Raw genomic sequence first — 18,885 nt, forward strand, 5'->3', positions numbered from 1 at the left:
CTACAGGGAGAAATATTGAGGCATGTACGCACCCCGTCTGCCTCCTACAAACAAGGGAAAAAATCTCATGGCTAACATCGGATTCATCGGCACCGGCATCATGGGCCTGCCCATGGCAGAAAACCTGCAGAAAGCAGGTCATCAATTGATTCTCTCCCGGCACTTCATTGCCCCGCCCGCGTCCCTGGTGGAGGGCGGCGCGACGGTGCTGGCCAACCCGCGGGAAGTGGCGCAGGAAGCGGAATTCATCATCGTCATGCTGCCGGACACCCCGCAGGTCAACGACGTGCTGTTCGGCGAAAACGGTCTGAGCGAGGGCGTCGATAGCCGCAACGTGGTCATCGACATGAGCTCGATTTCCCCCTCGGCAACGAAAGCCTTCGCCGAGAAAATCAACGCCACCGGCGCGCAGTACCTCGACGCACCGGTGTCGGGCGGCGAAGTCGGCGCCAGGGCGGCCACGCTGAGCATCATGGTCGGCGGCGAGCAGGCGACATTCGAGCGCGCCCTGCTCCTGTTCCAGACCATGGGTAAGAACATCACCCTGGTCGGCGGCAACGGTGACGGCCAGACCGCCAAGGTCGCCAACCAGATCATCGTCGCGCTGAACATCCAGGCCGTGGCCGAAGCCCTGCTGTTTGCCTCGAAAAACGGCGCCGACCCGGCCAAGGTGCGGGAAGCGTTGATGGGAGGTTTTGCCTCGTCGAAGATTCTTGAAGTGCATGGCGAGCGGATGATCAAAGGCACGTTCAACCCGGGCTTCAGGATCGCGCTGCATCAGAAGGATCTGAACCTCGCCCTTGAAGGTGCGCGGGAGTTGGGCCTGAACCTGCCCAATACGGCCAACGCCCAGCAAGTGTTCAGCACCTGCGCGGCGTTGGGCGGGAGTGGCTGGGATCACTCGGGGCTGATCAAGGGGCTGGAACACATGGCGAATTTTTCGATTCGTGGGGATCACAGGCCTGACTGACTGGCATTGAGAGGTGTGTCGTCCAAACCGGCCTCTTCCCGGCTAAAGCCGGTCCTACTAAAAGCAGCGGCATGCACTGTGTGGGACCGGCTTTAGCCGGGAAGAGGCCCGCCCTGCTGATACATATCCCGGCCAGTCACAAGCAAAAAAGCCAGGCCTCCTTTCGGACAGCCTGGCTTTCTTGGGCAGCGGGGATTCAAATCACCCCGCCTCCCGATCAGAAAATATTGATCGGATAATCGGCAATCAAACGAAATTCCTTCACGTCGCCGTCAGGCTGGTCGCCGTTGGCGGTGTGCCAGGCCTGCCGCATGCGCAGGGACAAATCCTTCGCCGGACCGGACTGCACTACATACTTCGCTTCGAGGTTGGTTTCGTGGTGGTCGCCGTCATCGCCATAACCGGTGTAAGTGCTGTTCGATGGAATATGGGACCCATCGATGTCGTCACCGTGAATATAACGGACCATGAAACTCAGCCCCGGCGCGCCATAACTCGCCATGTTCAGGTCATACCGCGCCTGCCAGGACTTTTCCCCCGGGCCGTTGAAGTCGGAATACTGAACCGAGTTCGCGAGCAGTATCGAGTCGCCAGTGTCGCCCGCGCCGTTATTACCGAAGGCCACATAATCGAACGGCGTGTCGCCATGCACTTTCTGGTAGGCCAGGGTCACGGTATGAGCGGTCAGGAATGAATAGGCCGCCGCCAGCGACCAGGTCGTGTTGCTGATATCGCCCGCCTTGGCGGCACCGCTGTCGTTGGTGCGATAGATATTGAAATCGAAGTTCAACGACTGCTGATCAGAGATCGGCAAGGTGTAGTTGGCATTGCCGTAGTACTGATGCCAGACATCCTTGAGGTCCGAGCCGTAAAGGCTGACCGACAGATTATCGGTGAGCGCATATTTACCGCCAGCGTAGTCAATGCTGCTGGCTTCGACGTTGGCATACGCCGCCCAGATGCCGTGATCATTGTTGGTGGTGATCGGGCCGTTGCTGCCGGTGAAGTGGCCGCCGTCGAGTTCCAGGTTGGCGATGTCGCTGCTCAGCAGGTTAAAGCCAGTGGCGGTTTGCGGGAACAGGCGTGAGCCGCCCGCGGCAAACACTGGCGCCTGGGGCTGCAGATTGCCGTAGCGCAATTCAGTCTTCGAGATGCGCATCTTCAGCGCCCCGCCGGCTGTGCCGTATTCATCCTGGGGATTGCCATGGCTGTCCACCGGCAGGTTGCCAGTGCCGGTGGTCCCGCCACCGCCATCCAGTTTCAGGCCCCAGTAACCGTAGGCATCAACGCCAAAACCCACAGTGCCCTGGGTGAAGCCGGAGCTGAAATTACCCAGCACGCCCTGGGTCCAGTCCTTGCTGTCGTCCTTGCCGTTTTTGTTGTCCCGGTTGAAATAATAGTTCTTCAGGTGAACGGTCAGACTGCTGTCGTCGACGAAGCCCTTGGCCTCCGATTGATCACTGACAACTGCTGCCGTTGCCAGTTGACTGACGCCCAGCGATACCGCCAGCGTCATCAGATTCCATTTCACGAAAGTCATTGTTATCCCCTGTCTCGATTAAGGCCCAGCGCGTGCGCCCCCGAATGCGGGGCACTGTTTCAAGTTGACACGACGATTCAGCGCTGAAGCGGGCGTTGCGGCAGATGGAAGCGAAACACACATGCCAGTGACTGGACGGCTGTTCCAGCCAATGGAGCACATTGATTATTGTTGATACACATTCTGGCCAGGTCATACCACGCACTTGAAGGCCGAAAATCTTGTAGCACTATCCGACCGGCGGAATTCCCAACGAGTCTTGATAGTCACTATCAATCTTCGTAATAGTCGAAAACTTTAAGCCAGTGTTACCGTCGTCGGCGATGAAGAACACGACTCAATTGCCGGATGACTCCGCAGCATCAGGCAATCGAATCATGCTCCGCTTCATCATTCCTTTGGTAAGACTTTTAGCCACCTCACGTCAGTGCGGTGGCTTTTTTTATGCCCTCGTTCTACCGGACGTTCGCGACATGTCCCCGAACACCCAACGGCGGAAAAATTCCTTGTAAAAGGACCAACGGGCTCTATTGCTTTAATAGCGAAAATATTTCGGCACTGCTCTGAAAACTCCGATATAAAGCGCACCAAGTAATAGCGTTCTAATATCACGAACGCCATCATTTCAGGTGCCCTTATGTTCAAAGATCTTTCAATTGCCAAGCGCCTGGGACTGGGCTTCGGGCTTGTCCTCGCGCTGATGATTCTCGTCACCCTGGTGGGCGTTAACAGGGTTCATCTGATGGAATCCGCCCTGACCGACGTCAGTGAGGACGCCACCGTCAAACAGCGCTACGCGATCAACTTCCGCGGCAGCGTGCATGACCGCGCCATTGCCCTGCGCGATGCCGTGCTGGTGCGCAACGACGCAGGCCTTGCCACGCACTTGCGTGACATTGAGCGCCTGGACGGCCTTTATCAGGCCTCGGCCGCGCCCATGGACCGCATCTACCAGACCAAGGGTGCGTCGCCCCGTGAGCAGGAGCTGCTGGCCAACATCAAGACCGCCGAACGCACGGCACTGAGCGCCACCGAGAAACTGCTGAAGCTGCGTCAGCAAGGCGAGATCGACCAGGCCCAGACAATGCTGATGGAGCAAGTGTCCGGCGCCTACAAAGACTGGCTCGCCCGTATCAACGCACTGATTGACCTCGAAGAAGCGTCCATTGGCGGGCACATCACTTCGGTACGAGCCACGGCCTCGCAATTCGCTTCGCTGATGCTGCTGGCTACCGGCATCGCCGTGGTGTTGGGCATCATCGCCTCGCTGCTGATCATCCGCAGCCTCAAGTCGACCCTCGGCGCCGAACCCCACCAGGTCGCGGCTTCAATCCGTCGTCTGGCGGCCGGCGAGCTGACCGACAAGATTGAAACGTCCTACCCCGACAGCGTCATGGGTGCGCTCAAGGCGACCAACCTGCACCTGTCGGCCACCATCACCGAAGTACGCTCTGCCGCATCAGCGTTGACCCACTCCTCCGCCCAATTGCTGTCCAGTTCCGACAGCAACAGCGAGCAGATGCGCCTGCAAGCCAGTGAAACCCAGCAGATGGCGACGGCGATCAATCAGATGGCCACCACCGTAAAAGAAGTCGCGGGCTACGCCGACCAGGCCGCCAATGCCACCCAGACGGCTGACCATGAAGTCGAAAACGGCAAGCGCGTGGTCGAAGGCACTGCCCAGGCAATGGACCAACTGGCGCGCAAGCTGGAAAGCGCCGCTGACTCGGTGGGCCAGGTGTCCAGCGACAGCCGCGCCATCGAAAACGTGGTGGCGGTGATCAACTCCATCGCCGAACGCACCAACCTGCTGGCGCTCAACGCTGCCATCGAGGCCGCCCGCGCCGGTGAAGCGGGCCGCGGTTTCGCCGTAGTGGCCGACGAGGTTCGTTCTCTGGCCAATCGCACTCAGGAATCAACCCAGGAAATCCGCGACATGGTCGGCCAGTTGCAAACGGGTGCGGTGAAGACCGCCGACCTGATGCGCGAAAGCCGCGAAATGGCCCAGCGCACCGTCGAGCAGACCCACGAAGCGCAGACCGCGCTGGTGAAGATCCGCCACGAAGTCGGTGCGCTCAACGACATGAACGCGCAGATCGCCAGCGCCGCCGCGCAGCAACGGGCGGTGGCCGATGACGTCAGCGTCAACATCAACCGCATCCACGATTCCGCACTGGAAACTGCGGTCGGCTCCAACCAGGTCGCACGCTCCAGCCGCGAGCTGTCGACCCTGGCCGACGTGCTCACCGACCGCGTGAGCTTCTTCAAGGTCTGAGCCTGCAAGGCTGCGTCGTTCAGGCGACGCAGCCATTTACGCCATCACCCCGCCGCGCTGATTTCCTCGTTAAAGACGTCTTGATTCCGACGCTGCCCCCGGCTTAATCGCTGGAGTCCTTCTGCACTTTCTGGTCTAGTAGCGATCCGATCATCGCGAGTCGACTGCCGTCGATTCCATCATCCATTCGCTGCAACTGCCGCCCTAGCAAAGGTCCCGCCGATGTCTGCCCACCGTTTCAAGCACGCCCTCTCCTGCCTGTCCCTGCTGGCCTGTCTGACCTCCACTGCCGCCTTCGCCCACGCCCATCTTGAAAGCCAGCAGCCGGCTGCCGACAGTGAAGTGAGCGCACCCAAAGAGCTGCGCCTGATCTTCTCCGAAGGCGTCGAAGACACATTCACCAAAGTCGTGATCAGCCTGGACGCGCCCGATACGCCGACTGAAATCATCCAGACGCGCAACGTCGAAACCGATCCCAACGACAAGAAAGTCCTGATCGTGACCCCGGCCGTGCCGATGGTCCCGGGCAAATACAAGGTGGAATGGCACGCCGTGTCGGTGGACACCCACAAGAGCGAAGGCACCTATCGCTTTCAGGTGACGCCATAACCCCATGCACGAAGGACTGATCCTGTGCCGGTTCATCCACTTCGGCGCAGTGCTGTTGCTGTTCGGGATCGGTGCGTTCCGCAGCCTGTTGTTTGTCCCGCACCTGCGCCCTTTTGAGGCCAGCCCCGCGGGACCTCCGCTGAGTCGACTGCTCGGCTGGCTTGCCGTTGTGGCCTTGGCGAGCGCAGTGGCCTGGCTGATGCTGACGGCTGCTTACCTGAGCAGTGACTGGAGCAGCGCAATCGATCCGTCCACGGTCGGGCGGGTACTCGGCAATACCTGGTTCGGGCACGTGTGGATCGTCCATTTGTTGTTAAACGCGCTGGTTGTCATCCTCAATCGCCGGGCGAAGCCGAGTGTCATGCTGGTCCTCAACGCCCTGTTGCTGATGACGTTGGCGCCGGTCGGTCACGGCGCGATGTTTGAGGGGCTGAAAGGACAGTTGTTGATCCTCAATCAGATGCTGCACCTGCTCGGCGTCGGCACCTGGCTCGGCGGGTTATGGATGCTGGCCTGGCTGCTGAGGGCTGATCATGGCGTCGATCTCGCGGCGGTATTGCGGCGTTTCAGCGGCATCGGCTACGGGCTGGTGGCGGTGATCATCGCCACGGGCCTGATCAACGTTCGTGCGCTCAGCGGCGGGTTCTGGCCTGCACCTGCGCTTGCCGGGTTTGGCCTGGTGCTGGCGGTCAAAGTCGTGATGGTGTTGGGCATGCTGGCGCTGGCGGCGCTGAACCGGCAACTGGCCCGGGCGGCTGATCTGCCGGTTCAGCGCCTGAAGTTGAGCCTGTTTCTGGAATGCCTGTGTGGCGCCGGTGCGCTGGCGGCGGTGTCGTTGCTTGGCACCTTGCCGCCGATGCTGGGCTGATGTGAATGCGAGGTCCTGCGTACAGAGAGTTTGAACGCAAGACTCGGAGTGTCGTCCTCCATCGCAGCGATTAACGTACAGGCCAGTAAACCGTCAGAGAGCCCGCCAATGAGCCGCCAGCCGCGTAATCCGTCACCCGAAAGCGTCGAGTTCGATCCGCGCTGGAGCGCCGTGCTGTCCAGGGACGCCAGCGCCGACGGGCTGTTTGTCTACGGCGTGCGCACCACCGGCGTCTATTGCCGCCCGAGCAGCAGCGCGCGCTTGCCTCGCCCGGAAAACGTGGTGTTCTTTGACAGTGCCACCGAGGCCGAAGCCGCCGGGTTTCGCCCGAGCAAACGCGCCGCCGCCGACCGCACCGGTCTGGCTGAGCAGCGTGCTGCCGTGGTCGCTGGCGCCTGTCGACTGATCGCCGAAGCGGAGTTGCTGCCGACCCTCGCCGAGCTGGCCGTCCACGCCGGCATGAGCCCCTGGCATTTCCACCGCGTGTTCAAAGCCGTCACCGGCCTGACACCCAAGGGCTACGCCAATGCCCACCGCGCCGACAAGGTGCGCAGCAAACTGACGGACAGCGGGCGCATCACCGACGCCCTGTACGACGCCGGTTTCAATTCCAACAGCCGCTTTTACGAAGCCAGTGCCGGATTGCTGGGCATGAGCCCCACCGACTACCGCAAGGGCGGCGCCGCGCTGGAGATTCGGTTTGCCGTCGGCGAGTGCTTTCTCGGTGCGATTCTGGTGGCCCGGAGTCCGCGCGGCGTGTGCGCCATTCTGCTGGGCGATGACCCCAATCGATTGGTGCAAGACCTCCAGGATCAGTTTCACAGCGCCACGCTGATCGGCGGCGATGCCGACTTCGAGCGGCTCATGGCTGAGGTGGTCGGGTTTATCGAGGCGCCGAAGCTGGGCCTGAACCTGCCACTGGATTTGCAGGGCACGGCGTTTCAGCAGCGGGTGTGGCAGGCCCTGGCGCAGATACCGCCGGGCACGACCGCCAGTTACGCACAAATCGCCCGGCAAATCGGTGCGCCGACCGCCAGTCGTGCGGTCGCCCTCGCCTGCGGGGCAAACCGGATTGCCGTGGCGATTCCCTGTCACCGCGTGGTGCGCAGCGATGGCGGGTTGTCGGGTTATCGCTGGGGTGTGGAGCGCAAGCGCGCGTTGCTCACTCGTGAAGGTCAAGGAACGGAACCACAGCATTCACGCTGAGCTATTTTGATTGGTTTCAGCCCAGCTCAAACTTCAGTTCCGCTGCTTCCACGATCCTATCGATCCTCGCGGGTGTGCCACAGACGCAGCAGATAGATTGTCGAATTGGCTATCTCGTAGCGCATCTCGTAATGGCCGATCTGGATTCTGCGCACATCCCTCGGTTCAAATTCTTCAAGGCGTTCGCCAATGCGTGGATTAACGAGCAGCGTAGTCGGTGCTGCCGTGAGTTGCTGCACGGTTCGTGCGGCGGCAGGCTGATTGGCCGCTGCCAGAAACTCATAGAGCCGGGCAATGTTGGAAAGCGCCTTGCTCGTCCACTTCAGTTCCATCAGCGTGGAACCGGCAACGGCGTGTCGGTGCTAAGGCTATCAGCCCAGGCCTGAACGGTCTGGTGGTCAATTACGTGACCAGCATCAACATCAGCCAATGCCTCGCGAGTCAGGCGACTGCGCTCTTCTTCCTGATCTATCCAGGCGGACAGGGCCTGTTTGACGATCCAGTTTTTGGAGCGTTCCAGCCGCTCCGCCATCAAATCGACTTTTTGTGCCAACGCCTCAGGAACGTGAGCCGTCACCGATCGGGTCTTTGCGGAAGTTGCCATGATAGGACGGTCCTGATTAGAGAATGATTTAAAGTTAATCATAGTGAGTCATTAAAAATCGTCAAGAACAGGGTCAGCTGTCGGATTGCGCTGTACGCCATCCGTTAGGCGTTTCCGGCTAAAGCCGGCTCCACTAGGGAAGCAAAGCATGCAAACGCCGGTAACAGCTTCTCGCTTGAGAAACCCTGACAGCGGCGTAAGGTCCCTGCACCGGATCTCACAAGGAGCATGGACGTGCCTTCGACTCTTCAAGCAGCGATAACCGACACCGCCCCCTCATTCTGGTTGATCGCCGACCAGCTCAACGCACGCAACGAAACCGAGCGGCTGGACTACATCCGCTCGGGCTTCCCGCCCGGCTGGGTCAAGGTGCTGCGCAATGCCTTCCGCCTCAGCAACAGCCAGCTCGAAGCCTTATTGGCAACTTCGGTCTCCACGCTGGAGCGCCGCCAGCGTCAGCAACGACCGCTGGACATCGTCGGCTCCGAACGCCTCGACCGGGTCGCCGCCCTCGCCACCCACGCCGCCGAACTCTTCGAAGACCAGAACACCGCCCGCCGCTGGATGATTGCGTCCAACCGCGCGCTCAATGGGCAGACGCCTATCGCCCTGTGCGAAACCGAAATCGGCGCACGCCAGGCACGTCGGGTGCTCAGCGCCTTGCAGCACGGCGGGGTCGTCTGATGCAGGCCTGGAGGATCAGCAAGGCAAATGCCGCGAACGATCTGTCCGGCACGGGCGCCGCGCAGTTCGGCGGGCGCTGGAATCATGCCGACCAGCCTGCCCTCTACCTGGCGCTGAGTGCGTCAGGCTGCGCGCTGGACACCCTCGTTCAGTGCGCGAGCCTGCCGCAGCCGGGTTTCCAGCTGGTTCACCTGCAGTTGCCGGATGACCCGGCACTGTATTGGCAGCCTGCCCTCTCGCAACTGCCGCCCGGCTGGGACGTCACGCCGGCAGACCGGCCCAGCATGGATTTCGGCAGCGCCTGGCTGGAGCGGCGTGAGCAACTGGGTTTGATCGTGCCCTCCGCAATCATCACCCACACGCGCAACCTGCTGCTCAACCCCCGTCACCCCGCCATGGCGCAGGTCAGGGTGCTCGACGTGCGCCCTTTCACCTGCGGCTGATCAGCGCTGGGTGTCGACCACGATTCTGCCGCGCACCTGCCCGTCCATGAGCTGGTGTGCGGTTTCAATCACCTCACTCAAGCCGATCTCCCGGCTGATCAATGGCAGCAGCGAGACATCGAGATCCCGGGCCAGACGCGCCCAGGCGTCGATGCGGTCCTGGCGCGGGCGCATGACGCTGTCGATGCCGGCCAGCGTTACACCTCGCAGAATGAACGGCGCCACCGATGCCGGAAAGTCCATCCCCTGGGCCAGGCCGCAGGTCGCCACCGTGCCCCAGTACCGTGTGCTGGCGCAGATATTGGCGAGCGTGTGACTGCCCACCGAATCAATCGCCCCGGCCCAGCGCTCTTTGGCCAACGGGCGGCCGGGCTCGGCAAGGGTCGCGCGGTCGATGATGTCAGCGGCGCCGAGGGACGTCAGGTATTCGCTCTCGCTCACGCGGCCGGTGGAGGCCACGACGCGATAACCGAGCTTGGCCAGCAACGCGATGGCAAAACTGCCGACACCGCCGTTGGCCCCGGTCACCAGCACCTCGCCCTTCTCCGGCGTCACGCCGTTTTTCTCCAGTGCCATGATTGCCAGCATCGCGGTATATCCCGCCGTGCCGATGGCCATAGCCTGCGCCGGTGTAAAGGCGCTGGGCAGCGGGATCAGCCATCTGCCTTGCAGCCGCGCCTGTTGTGCCAGACCACCCCAATGGCCTTCGCCCACGCCCCAGCCGTTCAGCAACACCTGATCGCCAGGTTTGAAGTCCGGGTCGCGGCTGTCCTCGACGGTGCCGGCCAGATCCACGCCGGGCACCATTGGGAACTGCCGCACGATCGGCCCTTTGCCGGTGATCGCCAGGCCGTCCTTGTAATTCAGCGTGCTGTGGCTGACGCGCACCGTGACGTCGCCCTCGGGCAACTGACCGTCATTGATGTCCGCCAGCTCGGCACGGTAGCCGTTGTCGTCTTTGTTGATCAGGATGCCTTTGAACATTGCCCCTCTCCTATTTAGACCGCTCGTCTATAACCAAACCTGAAAACATCAGCGCGGCAAGCCGCGCAGAAATCCGATGATGAAGGTGTTGAGCGGCTGCTCGTTCTGCACCAGTCGAGCCCGCAGCACGGCGCCCTCCCAGCCGATCCAGAAATACGCCGCCAGCTCTGAACAATCCGTGCGCGCCGGCAGTTCTCCTGCGGCAATCGCCGCCTTGAAGCAGACCGTCAGGCGCGCCTGCCAATCGAGGAAAACCTTTTCCAGCGCCTCGCGGAAACCCGCTGGCAGGACGCTCACTTCCTGGCCCATGTTGCCGACCAGACAGCCGCGGCGGAACTCATAGCGGGCGATGTTGACCTTTGATTCCTGAACGAACCCGGCCAGCCGCTCCAGCGGCGACAGGGTTTCATCCAGCATCCAGCGATCAAGGCGCCGGGCAAAGTACCCGGCGTAGCTGTCGAGCACCGCGAGGCCGAACACCTCTTTACTGGCGAAGTAGTGATAGAAAGAGCCTTTGGGCACGCCGACGCGTTTGAGGATGCCGTCGATGCCTGTGGCCATGAAGCCCTGCTCGGTCAGCACCTCGACGCCGCAACGGATCAGCGCCTCGCGGGTGTCGAAGTCATCGGGGCGCGCCACTTTGGGTGGGCGGCCGGGGCGTCGTGGTTTTGCAATGATGTCGTTCATGGGGTTGCATATTAGACCGAGCGTCTATTAAATCAACTGCAACTTTTTAAGTGCTGCTTTTTAACAGCCTTTTCGCTATGGAGACTCTGCCGATGATCGCCTGGCCCGACACCCGCCTGCTCAAACTGCTGGACATCGAACTGCCCATTCTGCAAGCACCCATGGCCGGCGCGTCCGGCTCAGCGATGGCCGTCGCAGTCGGCAAAGCCGGTGGGCTTTCCTCGCTGCCCTGCGCCATGCTCACCCGCGCGCAGATTCGCGAAGAAGTGGCGAGAATACGCGCGAGCACTCACGCGCCGCTTAACCTGAATTTCTTCTGCCACTCGACTCCGCCCGCCGATCCGCAGGCGGATGCCGACTGGAAAAACCTGCTCAAGCCCTATTACGACGAACTGGGTGCAGACTTCGACGCGCCGACGCCCACGTCCAACCGCGCACCGTTTGACGAAGCGGCCTGCGCCTTGATCGAAGAACTGAAGCCTCAAGTGGTCAGCTTCCATTTCGGTCTCCCCGAGGCTGCGCTGCTGGCGCGGGTGAAGGCGACTGGCGCGAAGGTGTTGTCTTCTGCAACCACGGTTGAAGAAGCGATTTGGCTCGAAGCGCGGGGCTGCGATGCGATCATCGCCATGGGCTACGAGGCCGGTGGGCATCGCGGCATGTTCCTCAGCGATCAGCTTCACACCCAGGTCGGGACCATGGCGCTGGTGCCGCAGATTGTCGATGCCGTGAAGATTCCGGTCATCGCGGCCGGTGGCATTGCCGACAGTCGCGGGATTGCCGCTGCGTTCATGCTCGGCGCGTCCGCCGTGCAAGTGGGCACGGCCTACCTGTTCACCCCGGAAGCCAAGACTTCCGCGCTGCATCAGGCAGCACTGAGCCGGGCGCAGGATAGCCAGACCGCTATCACCAACATTTTTACCGGCCGCCCGGCCCGGGGCATCGTCAACCGCATCATGGCTGACATCGGACCCATGGCCGATGCCGCGCCGGCCTTCCCCACGGCGGGCGGCGCGTTGATGCCGCTGCGCAGCAAGGCCGAAGCCCGGGGCGACGACGGTTTCATGAACCTCTGGGCGGGTCAGGCAGTGGGCATCAAGCACTCGCTGTCGGCGGAAGAACTCACCCGGACGCTGGCCATCGCCGCCCTGGAACGGCTGGCCGGGCGCTGAGCCGGTGACTTAAGCCGCCGATTTAAAACGCAGCGCGGCAAGATCCGGCTTCCGCGCAGGGAAGAGTCGCTATATATTTCGCTGCATAGCGTTTGACCGGCGTCCGGTTGGCGTTCTTCCTCACCCCCGTTTGCCACAGCCCGTTCCCCACCCCGGAGCCGTTCCATGCGCGCAGTTTCACACCGCTTCACCCTCACCTCACTGGCCATCGCCTTTGTCGCGCTGTCCTCGGGCACCGCGTTTGCCGATGAAGTCCAGGTGGCCGTCGCGGCCAATTTCACCGCGCCGATCCAGGCCATCGCCACGGATTTTGAAAAGGATACGGGCCACACACTCGTGGCCTCGTTCGGCGCGACCGGCCAGTTCTACACCCAGATCAAAAATGGCGCGCCGTTCGAAGTCTTCCTCGCCGCCGATGACACCACTCCGGCAAAACTTGAGAGCGAAAACGAGACGGTGAAAGGCTCGCGCTTCACCTACGCCGTTGGCACCCTCGCGCTGTGGTCGGCCAAAGACGGCTACGTCGACGACAAAGGCCAAGTGCTCAAGGACGGCAAATTCCAGCACTTGTCCATTGCCAACCCGAAAGCTGCACCCTACGGCCTCGCCGCCACTCAGACCCTGGACAAACTGGGCCTGACTGACGCGACCAAAAGCAAGATCGTCGAAGGCCAGAGCATCGCCCAGGCCTATCAGTTCGTGCACACCGGCAACGCGGAACTGGGTTTCGTCGCCCTCTCCCAGGTGTTCAAGGACGGTAAGCTGACCGGGGGCTCGGCGTGGATCGTTCCGGCCAACCTCCATGAACCCATCAAGCAGGACGCCGTGATCCTCAACAAGGGCAAGGACAACGCCGCCGCCAAGGCGCTGATGGACTACCTCAAGGGCCCGAAGGCCGCCGCAATCATCAAGTCCTACGGGTACCAGCTGTAAATGCTGCTGGGCAGTGCCGACCTCGCGGCCATCTGGCTGACGCTGAAACTGGCGTCCCTCACCACCGTGATTCTGCTGATCGTCGGCACGCCCATCGCGCTGTGGCTGTCGCGCACCCGCTCCTGGCTGAAAGGCCCGGTCGGCGCGGTGGTCGCCCTGCCCCTGGTGCTGCCGCCCACGGTGATCGGCTTTTATCTGTTGCTGTTGCTCGGGCCGAACGGCGCGGTCGGGCAACTGACCCAGAACCTGGGGCTCGGCACGCTGACGTTCAGTTTTACCGGGTTGGTGATCGGCTCGGTGCTGTATTCCCTGCCGTTCGTGGTGCAGCCGTTGCAGAACGCTTTCGCCGCCATAGGCTCGCGCCCCCTTGAAGTGGCGGCCACGTTACGCGCAGGCCCTTGGGACACGTTCTTCTCGGTGATCCTGCCGCTGGCGCGCCCTGGCTTTATCACCGGGGCGATTCTGGGTTTCGCTCACACCGTGGGTGAGTTTGGCGTGGTGCTGATGATCGGTGGCAACATCCCGGAAAAAACCCGGGTCGTGTCCACGCAAATCTATAACCACGTCGAATCCATGGAATACGCCCAGGCCCATTGGCTGGCCGGGGCGATGCTGGTGTTTTCCTTTGTGGTGCTGCTGGCGCTGTACTCCAGCGGCAAGGCGCGTTCGGCGTGGAGCGGCGCATGAGTGCGAACATTGAAGTGCGCCTCCAGGTGGATTACGCCGAGTTCGCCCTGGACATCGACCTCAATCTGCCCGGTCGCGGCGTCACGGCGCTCTACGGCCATTCCGGTTCTGGCAAAACCACTTGCCTGCGTTGCATCGCCGGGCTGGAAAAGGCGGCCGACGGTTATATCCGTGTCAACGGCGAGGTCTGGCAGGACAGCGCCAACCATGTCTTTCTCCCCCCACACAAACGCCCCTTGGGCTACGTGTTCCAGGAAGCCAGCCTGTTCCCGCACCTCGACGTCGAGGGCAATCTGCGCTTCGGGCTCAAGCGCATCCCCGAGCGCGACAGGCGCATTACGCTGCAACAGGCGACGTCATTGCTGGGCATCGATCATCTGCTCAGCCGCGCGCCCGACAAACTGTCCGGCGGCGAGCGTCAGCGGGTCGGCATCGCCCGGGCGTTGCTGACCAGCCCGCGCCTGCTGCTGATGGACGAACCCCTGGCGGCGCTGGATGCGCAACGCAAGAGCGAAATCCTGCCGTACCTCGAACGTCTGCATGACGAGCTGGATATTCCGGTGATCTACGTGAGTCACGCCCAGGATGAAGTGGCTCGACTGGCCGATCATCTGGTGCTGCTCAGCGAAGGCAAGGCCTTGGCCAGCGGCCCCATCGGCGAGACCCTGGCGCGGCTGGATCTGCCGCTGGCGATGGGTGACGACGCGGGCGTGGTCATCGAAGGCAGCGTGCTGGCCTATGACGCTGCGTATCAGCTCATCACCGTTCAACTGCCGCACAGCGAACTGAGTATCCGCGTGGCCCACTCGGCATTGCAGCCCGGCAAGCCGCTGCGCCTGAAGGTGCAGGCGCGGGACGTGAGCCTGAGTCTGCAACCCGACGCTCAAAGCAGCATCCTCAATCGCCTGCCGGTCACGGTCATCAAAGAGATCGCCGCTGACAACACCGCCCATGTGCTGGTCCGCCTGGATGCCGACGGCTCGCCGCTGCTGGCGCGGATCACCCGCTATTCCAGGGATCAGCTGCAATTGGCACCCGGTCAACGGCTGTGGGCGCAGATCAAGTCGGTGGCGCTGCTGGCCTAGGCCCGATCCATCGCACTCGTCAGAACGCAATTATTCGGCACGACTGCGCAGCGCCACGGTCAATGCAAAAAGACCCCGCGTTCAGGACTGCCTTTCATGCCGGACACAATTCACAGCGAAGACCTGCCCAAAGATCTGCACTACGTCGACGACAGCCAGCCCGGATTCAGCCGCAAGATCCTGCGCGGCAAGTTCGCCTACTTCGACATTGACGGCCAGCGCATCCGCGACGAGGACGAGATCAAGCGCATCAACGCGCTGGTGATCCCCCCGGCTTACACTGACGTGTGGATCTGCGCCGACCGCCAGGGCCATCTGCAAGCCACTGGCCGCGACGCCCGCGGGCGCAAGCAGTACCGCTATCACCCGCGCTGGCGCGAGATCCGCGACGAGAACAAATACTCGCGGATGATCGCCTTCGGCCAGGCGCTGCCCAAGGTGCGCAAGCAGCTGGAAACGCAACTGGCGAAACCCGGCATGGGCCGCGAGAAGGTCATGGCGGCGGTGCTGTCGCTGCTGGACCAGACGCTGATCCGTATCGGCAACAGCCAGTATGCCCGGGACAACCGCTCCTACGGGCTGACCACGCTGCGCAACAAACATGTCGACGTGAAGGGCAGCAAGATCTACTTCGAGTTTCGTGGCAAGAGCGGCGTCGAGCACCGGCTCAGCGTCACCGACCGACGCCTGGCGAACATCATCAAACGCTGCATGGAATTGCCCGGCCAGAACCTCTTCCAGTACCTGGACGACGACGGCCAGCGGCATACCGTTTCTTCCCACGACATCAACCAGTACCTGCACACACTGACCGGCGCTGACTTCACCGCCAAGGATTACCGCACTTGGGCCGGCAGCGCGATGGCCCTGGCGACCCTGCGCAAGCTGCACTGGGAACCGGAGGCGGACGCGAAGAAACACGTCGTGTCCATGGTCAAGGAGGTCGCCAGATTGCTGGGCAACACCCCGGCCGTCTGCCGCAAGTGCTACATCCACCCGGCCGTGCTGGAAGCCTTCGCCATGGGCGAACTGGCCAAGCTGCCGCGCATCCGCCAGCGCAAGGGGCTGCGTCTGGAGGAAGTGGCGCTGGCCGGTTTCCTCCAGGGCCTGCAGGCCGCCGAGGTCATTCGTGAAGCATCCGAAGAACTGACAGGAGAAACAGCATGACCCCCCATGACGCTCATATTCCCGGTGAAAAACTCAACGACCCGGACGCGCGCCCCGCTGACGTGGCCGACGACCGCGACCGCACCGACGATGTGCGTGAAGACGAGCCGCTGACCGGCGGCGACCACGATGACGCCGGGCACACCCCCACGGTGCCCCTCGCCGAGTAAACCCGTTCTTGCATTTCAGGATTCAAAGGCCTCACCCATGACCACACCGCCGCACCTGACAGACGACGCCCGCCCTTCTTCCTTCACCGTAGATGCCGACCGTCCCGGATTCGTCCGGGTTCGCGGTGCCCGCGAGCACAATCTCAAGGACGTGGACGTCGACATCCCCCGCGACGCGCTGGTGGTGTTCACCGGCGTGTCGGGGTCGGGCAAATCCTCGCTGGCGTTCTCCACCCTGTACGCCGAAGCCCAGCGCCGCTATTTCGAATCCGTCGCGCCCTACGCCCGACGCCTCATCGACCAAGTGGGCGTGCCCGACGTCGACTCCATCGAAGGCCTGCCGCCCGCCGTTGCACTGCAGCAGCAACGGGGTACGCCGAGCACGCGCTCTTCGGTCGGCAGCGTGACCACCCTGTCCAGCCTGATCCGCATGCTCTATTCCCGCGCCGGCACCTATCCGCCGGGCCAACCCATGCTCTACGCCGAGGACTTCTCGCCCAACCTGCCCCAGGGCGCCTGCCCCGAGTGCCATGGCCTGGGCCGGGTCTATGAGATTCCCGAAGAACTGATGGTGCCGGACGATTCGCTGACCATCCGCCAGCGCGCTATCGCCGCATGGCCCTTGGCCTGGGGCGGTCAGAACCAGCGCGACATCCTCGTGACCCTGGGTTACGACGTCGACACCCCGTGGCGCGACCTGCCGAAAAAGGACCGCGACTGGATTCTGTTTACCGACGAACAGCCCAACGTACCGGTCTACGCCGGCCTGACGCCTGAAGAGACGCGTCTGGCGATCAAGCGCAGGCTCGAGCCGAGCTACCAGGGCACCTTCACCGGCGCCCGCCGCTACGTGCAGCACACCTTCGCCACCACGCAGAGCGCGCTGATGAAAAAGCGCGTCTCGCGGTTCATGCGCGGCAGCCCGTGCCCGTTGTGCGATGGCAAACGCCTGAAGCGTGAAGCCCTGTCGGTGACCTTTGCCGGCCTCGACATCGGCGAGCTGGCGCAAATGCCGCTGTTGCGGCTGGCCGAGGTCTTGCGCCCCGTGGCAGCCGGCGTCTTCGATGATGAAGATCGCGACAGCGCCGTGCTGGATCGCGATCAGAGGGCCAAGGCGAAAAAGAAGCGGGTCAGTGCAGGCGGCGCGGCCCACGACGCCGCGCCCGACGTACGCGCGACGCCCAACCTGTCTGTCGAAAAGCGCCTCGCCGCTCAGCGCATTGCGCAGGATCTCTTGGCGCGGGTGAGCACCCTCACCGAGCTGGGGCTCGGTTACCTGGCGCTGGATCGCAGCACGCCGTCGCTGTCGTCGGGTGAATTGCAGCGCCTGCGCCTGGCGACACAGTTAGGCTCGCAACTGTTCGGCGTGATCTACGTGCTGGACGAGCCGTCGGCGGGTCTGCACCCGGCGGACAGCGAAGCCCTGTTTACAGCGCTGCAGCAGCTCAAGGCGTCCGGCAATTCGCTGTTCGTCGTCGAGCATGACCTGGAAACCATGCGCCGCGCCGACTGGCTGATCGACGTCGGCCCCGCCGCCGGGGAGCATGGCGGGCACGTGCTGTACAGCGGCCCTCCCGCAGGCCTGGCCGAGATCGAGGCGTCGCAAACGCGGCGGCATCTTTTCGCCGAACACACGGAGTTGCGCGCCGCAAGAAGGCAGCCCACTGACTGGCTGCGCCTGGAAGGCATCACTCGCAACAACCTCAACGAACTGAGCGCAGAGTTTCCGCTGGGCTGCTTCACCTCGGTGACCGGCATCTCCGGCTCGGGCAAATCCAGCCTGGTCAGCCAAGCGCTGCTGGAACTGGTGGGCGCGGAGTTGGGACGCCCGGTCGCGGAAGTCGAAGCGGAAGAATCCAGCCTCGAAGACGACGCGCCGCAACCCACCGGCGGGCACATCGCTGGCGGATTGAGCGCGATCAAGCGTCTGGTGCAGGTCGACCAGAAACCCATCGGCCGCACCCCCCGCTCCAACCTCGCGACCTACACCGGGCTGTTCGACAACGTGCGCAAACTGTTCGCCGCGACGCCCGATGCGCAGAAGGCCGGCTACGACGCCGGACAGTTCTCGTTCAACGTCGCCAAAGGCCGCTGCCCGGTGTGCGAAGGCGAAGGGTTCGTCAGCGTTGAGTTGCTGTTCATGCCCAGCGTCTACGCGCCCTGCCCGACCTGCCACGGGGCGCGCTACAACCCGGACACCCTGGCCATCAAATGGAATGGTTTGAGCATCGCCGACGTGCTGCAGCTGACGGTTGAACAAGCGGTGGACGTGTTCGCCGAACAACCCGGCGTGCTGCGTTCGCTGACGGTACTGCGTGATATTGGTCTGGGCTATCTGCGTCTCGGTCAGCCTGCGACTGAACTGTCCGGCGGTGAGGCTCAGCGCATCAAACTGGCAACGGAGCTACAGCGCAGTCAACGCGGCGCCACGTTGTACGTGCTTGACGAACCGACGACGGGCTTGCATCCCACTGATGTAGATCGGTTGCTGACGCAGTTGAATGCGTTGGTGGATGCAGGGCATAGCGTCGTGGTGGTGGAGCATGAAATGCGCGTGGTTGCCCAGAGTGACTGGGTGATCGACATCGGCCCGGGGGCTGGGGACAAGGGTGGGAATGTTGTGGCTGCTGGCACGCCTGAGTTGGTTGCGGAGGTGGCGGAGAGCCGGACGGCGCCGTTTTTGCGGAAGGTTTTGAGGGGGTGAAACGAAAAAGGCACTTGAGGTTGTGCAGTGGTCTAATTTCCCCGGACACCTCGATAAGTGGAAAATACATTTATCGAGGAGTTCTACATGACCAGAAAGC

At 62.6% G+C, this 18,885-nt stretch carries 19 protein-coding genes and 1 pseudogene; 15 read left to right on the forward strand and 5 right to left on the reverse strand.

The window, feature by feature from the left end; genetic code table 11:
* Positions 1–67 precede the first annotated feature (67 nt).
* Positions 68–970: a 2-hydroxy-3-oxopropionate reductase gene (locus tag AC07VF_RS25155; protein WP_495010055.1), complete on the forward strand. Its 903-nt coding sequence runs from the start codon at positions 68–70 to the stop codon at positions 968–970.
* A 217-nt stretch (positions 971–1,187) separates the two neighbouring features.
* Here AC07VF_RS25155 and AC07VF_RS25160 read toward each other — a convergent pair whose 3' ends face one another.
* The gene (locus tag AC07VF_RS25160; protein WP_282372333.1) at positions 1,188–2,510 is read right to left on the reverse strand and encodes an OprD family porin; all 1,323 of its coding nucleotides are present in this window, start codon (positions 2,508–2,510) and stop codon (positions 1,188–1,190) included.
* A 637-nt stretch (positions 2,511–3,147) separates the two neighbouring features.
* On the opposite strand from AC07VF_RS25160, the pseudogene AC07VF_RS25165 reads away from it, so the two are divergent.
* The 5 genes and pseudogenes from AC07VF_RS25165 to ada all read left to right on the forward strand — a co-directional run.
* Positions 3,148–3,657: pseudogene (locus AC07VF_RS25165) on the forward strand (MCP four helix bundle domain-containing protein); the annotation flags it as partial.
* 423 nt (positions 3,658–4,080) lie between these two features.
* A complete protein-coding gene (locus AC07VF_RS25170) occupies positions 4,081–4,785 on the forward strand; it encodes a methyl-accepting chemotaxis protein (RefSeq protein ID WP_442969486.1) in 705 nt (234 codons plus the stop codon).
* 222 nt (positions 4,786–5,007) lie between these two features.
* Positions 5,008–5,394, forward strand: coding sequence for a copper homeostasis periplasmic binding protein CopC (gene copC, locus AC07VF_RS25175; RefSeq protein ID WP_192173942.1), 387 nt, complete (start codon positions 5,008–5,010; stop codon positions 5,392–5,394).
* A 4-nt stretch (positions 5,395–5,398) separates the two neighbouring features.
* On the forward strand, positions 5,399–6,262 hold the full coding sequence (gene copD, locus AC07VF_RS25180) for a copper homeostasis membrane protein CopD (RefSeq protein WP_495010056.1): 864 nt from the start codon (positions 5,399–5,401) through the stop codon (positions 6,260–6,262).
* A 108-nt stretch (positions 6,263–6,370) separates the two neighbouring features.
* A complete protein-coding gene (gene ada, locus AC07VF_RS25185; protein WP_346630422.1) occupies positions 6,371–7,468 on the forward strand; it encodes a bifunctional DNA-binding transcriptional regulator/O6-methylguanine-DNA methyltransferase Ada in 1,098 nt (365 codons plus the stop codon).
* Between the two features lie 56 nt (positions 7,469–7,524).
* Here the strand turns inward: ada and AC07VF_RS25190 are convergent, their stop codons facing one another.
* Together AC07VF_RS25190 and AC07VF_RS25195 are read right to left on the reverse strand one after the other, a co-directional pair.
* Entirely contained in the window at positions 7,525–7,800 is a 276-nt protein-coding gene (locus AC07VF_RS25190; RefSeq protein ID WP_495010057.1) for a type II toxin-antitoxin system RelE/ParE family toxin, read from the reverse strand.
* The gene (locus AC07VF_RS25195; protein ID WP_122537276.1) at positions 7,800–8,072 is read right to left on the reverse strand and encodes a CopG family ribbon-helix-helix protein; all 273 of its coding nucleotides are present in this window, start codon (positions 8,070–8,072) and stop codon (positions 7,800–7,802) included. Before AC07VF_RS25195 ends, AC07VF_RS25190 begins: the two co-directional genes overlap by 1 nt.
* Positions 8,073–8,306: 234 nt before the next feature.
* Between AC07VF_RS25195 and AC07VF_RS25200 the strand changes: the two genes are divergently transcribed.
* On the forward strand, positions 8,307–8,756 hold the full coding sequence (locus tag AC07VF_RS25200; protein WP_282372338.1) for an Xre family toxin-antitoxin system antitoxin: 450 nt from the start codon (positions 8,307–8,309) through the stop codon (positions 8,754–8,756).
* Positions 8,756–9,199 (forward strand): RES family NAD+ phosphorylase, encoded by a 444-nt coding sequence (locus tag AC07VF_RS25205; protein ID WP_346630424.1) that lies wholly within the window; start codon positions 8,756–8,758, stop codon positions 9,197–9,199. The genes AC07VF_RS25200 and AC07VF_RS25205 overlap by 1 nt, the downstream gene beginning before the upstream one ends.
* On the opposite strand, the gene acuI is transcribed toward AC07VF_RS25205, so the two are convergent.
* Both acuI and acuR read right to left on the reverse strand, forming a co-directional pair.
* Complete coding sequence (gene acuI / locus AC07VF_RS25210; RefSeq protein ID WP_495010058.1) at positions 9,200–10,183, reverse strand: acrylyl-CoA reductase (NADPH); 984 nt, start codon at positions 10,181–10,183, stop codon at positions 9,200–9,202.
* Positions 10,184–10,231: 48 nt separating this feature from the next.
* Positions 10,232–10,870, reverse strand: a complete 639-nt coding sequence (gene acuR, locus AC07VF_RS25215; RefSeq protein ID WP_495010059.1) for an acrylate utilization transcriptional regulator AcuR — start codon at positions 10,868–10,870, stop codon at positions 10,232–10,234.
* Positions 10,871–10,962: 92 nt separating this feature from the next.
* On the opposite strand from acuR, the gene AC07VF_RS25220 reads away from it, so the two are divergent.
* The 7 genes from AC07VF_RS25220 (at position 10,963) to AC07VF_RS25250 (ending at position 18,785) form a co-directional block, all read left to right on the forward strand.
* A complete protein-coding gene (locus tag AC07VF_RS25220) occupies positions 10,963–12,039 on the forward strand; it encodes an NAD(P)H-dependent flavin oxidoreductase (protein ID WP_192173951.1) in 1,077 nt (358 codons plus the stop codon).
* 165 nt (positions 12,040–12,204) lie between these two features.
* A complete protein-coding gene (gene modA, locus AC07VF_RS25225; protein WP_495010060.1) occupies positions 12,205–12,972 on the forward strand; it encodes a molybdate ABC transporter substrate-binding protein in 768 nt (255 codons plus the stop codon).
* Positions 12,973–13,659, forward strand: coding sequence for a molybdate ABC transporter permease subunit (gene modB / locus AC07VF_RS25230; protein ID WP_495010061.1), 687 nt, complete (start codon positions 12,973–12,975; stop codon positions 13,657–13,659).
* The gene (modC, locus tag AC07VF_RS25235; RefSeq protein ID WP_495010062.1) at positions 13,656–14,744 is read left to right on the forward strand and encodes a molybdenum ABC transporter ATP-binding protein; all 1,089 of its coding nucleotides are present in this window, start codon (positions 13,656–13,658) and stop codon (positions 14,742–14,744) included. The genes modB and modC overlap by 4 nt, the downstream gene beginning before the upstream one ends.
* A 96-nt stretch (positions 14,745–14,840) precedes the next feature.
* A complete protein-coding gene (locus AC07VF_RS25240) occupies positions 14,841–15,911 on the forward strand; it encodes a DNA topoisomerase IB (protein WP_346625954.1) in 1,071 nt (356 codons plus the stop codon).
* Positions 15,908–16,081 carry a hypothetical protein gene (locus tag AC07VF_RS25245; RefSeq protein WP_495010063.1) on the forward strand — a complete coding sequence of 58 codons (174 nt, stop codon included), beginning with the start codon at positions 15,908–15,910 and terminating at the stop codon, positions 16,079–16,081. Before AC07VF_RS25240 ends, AC07VF_RS25245 begins: the two co-directional genes overlap by 4 nt.
* A gap of 37 nt (positions 16,082–16,118) precedes the next feature.
* Entirely contained in the window at positions 16,119–18,785 is a 2,667-nt protein-coding gene (locus tag AC07VF_RS25250) for an excinuclease ABC subunit UvrA (RefSeq protein WP_495010064.1), read from the forward strand.
* Positions 18,786–18,885: the final 100 nt, after the last annotated feature.

The organism is Pseudomonas sp. GW821-FHT02H06 (genome assembly GCF_059421525.1).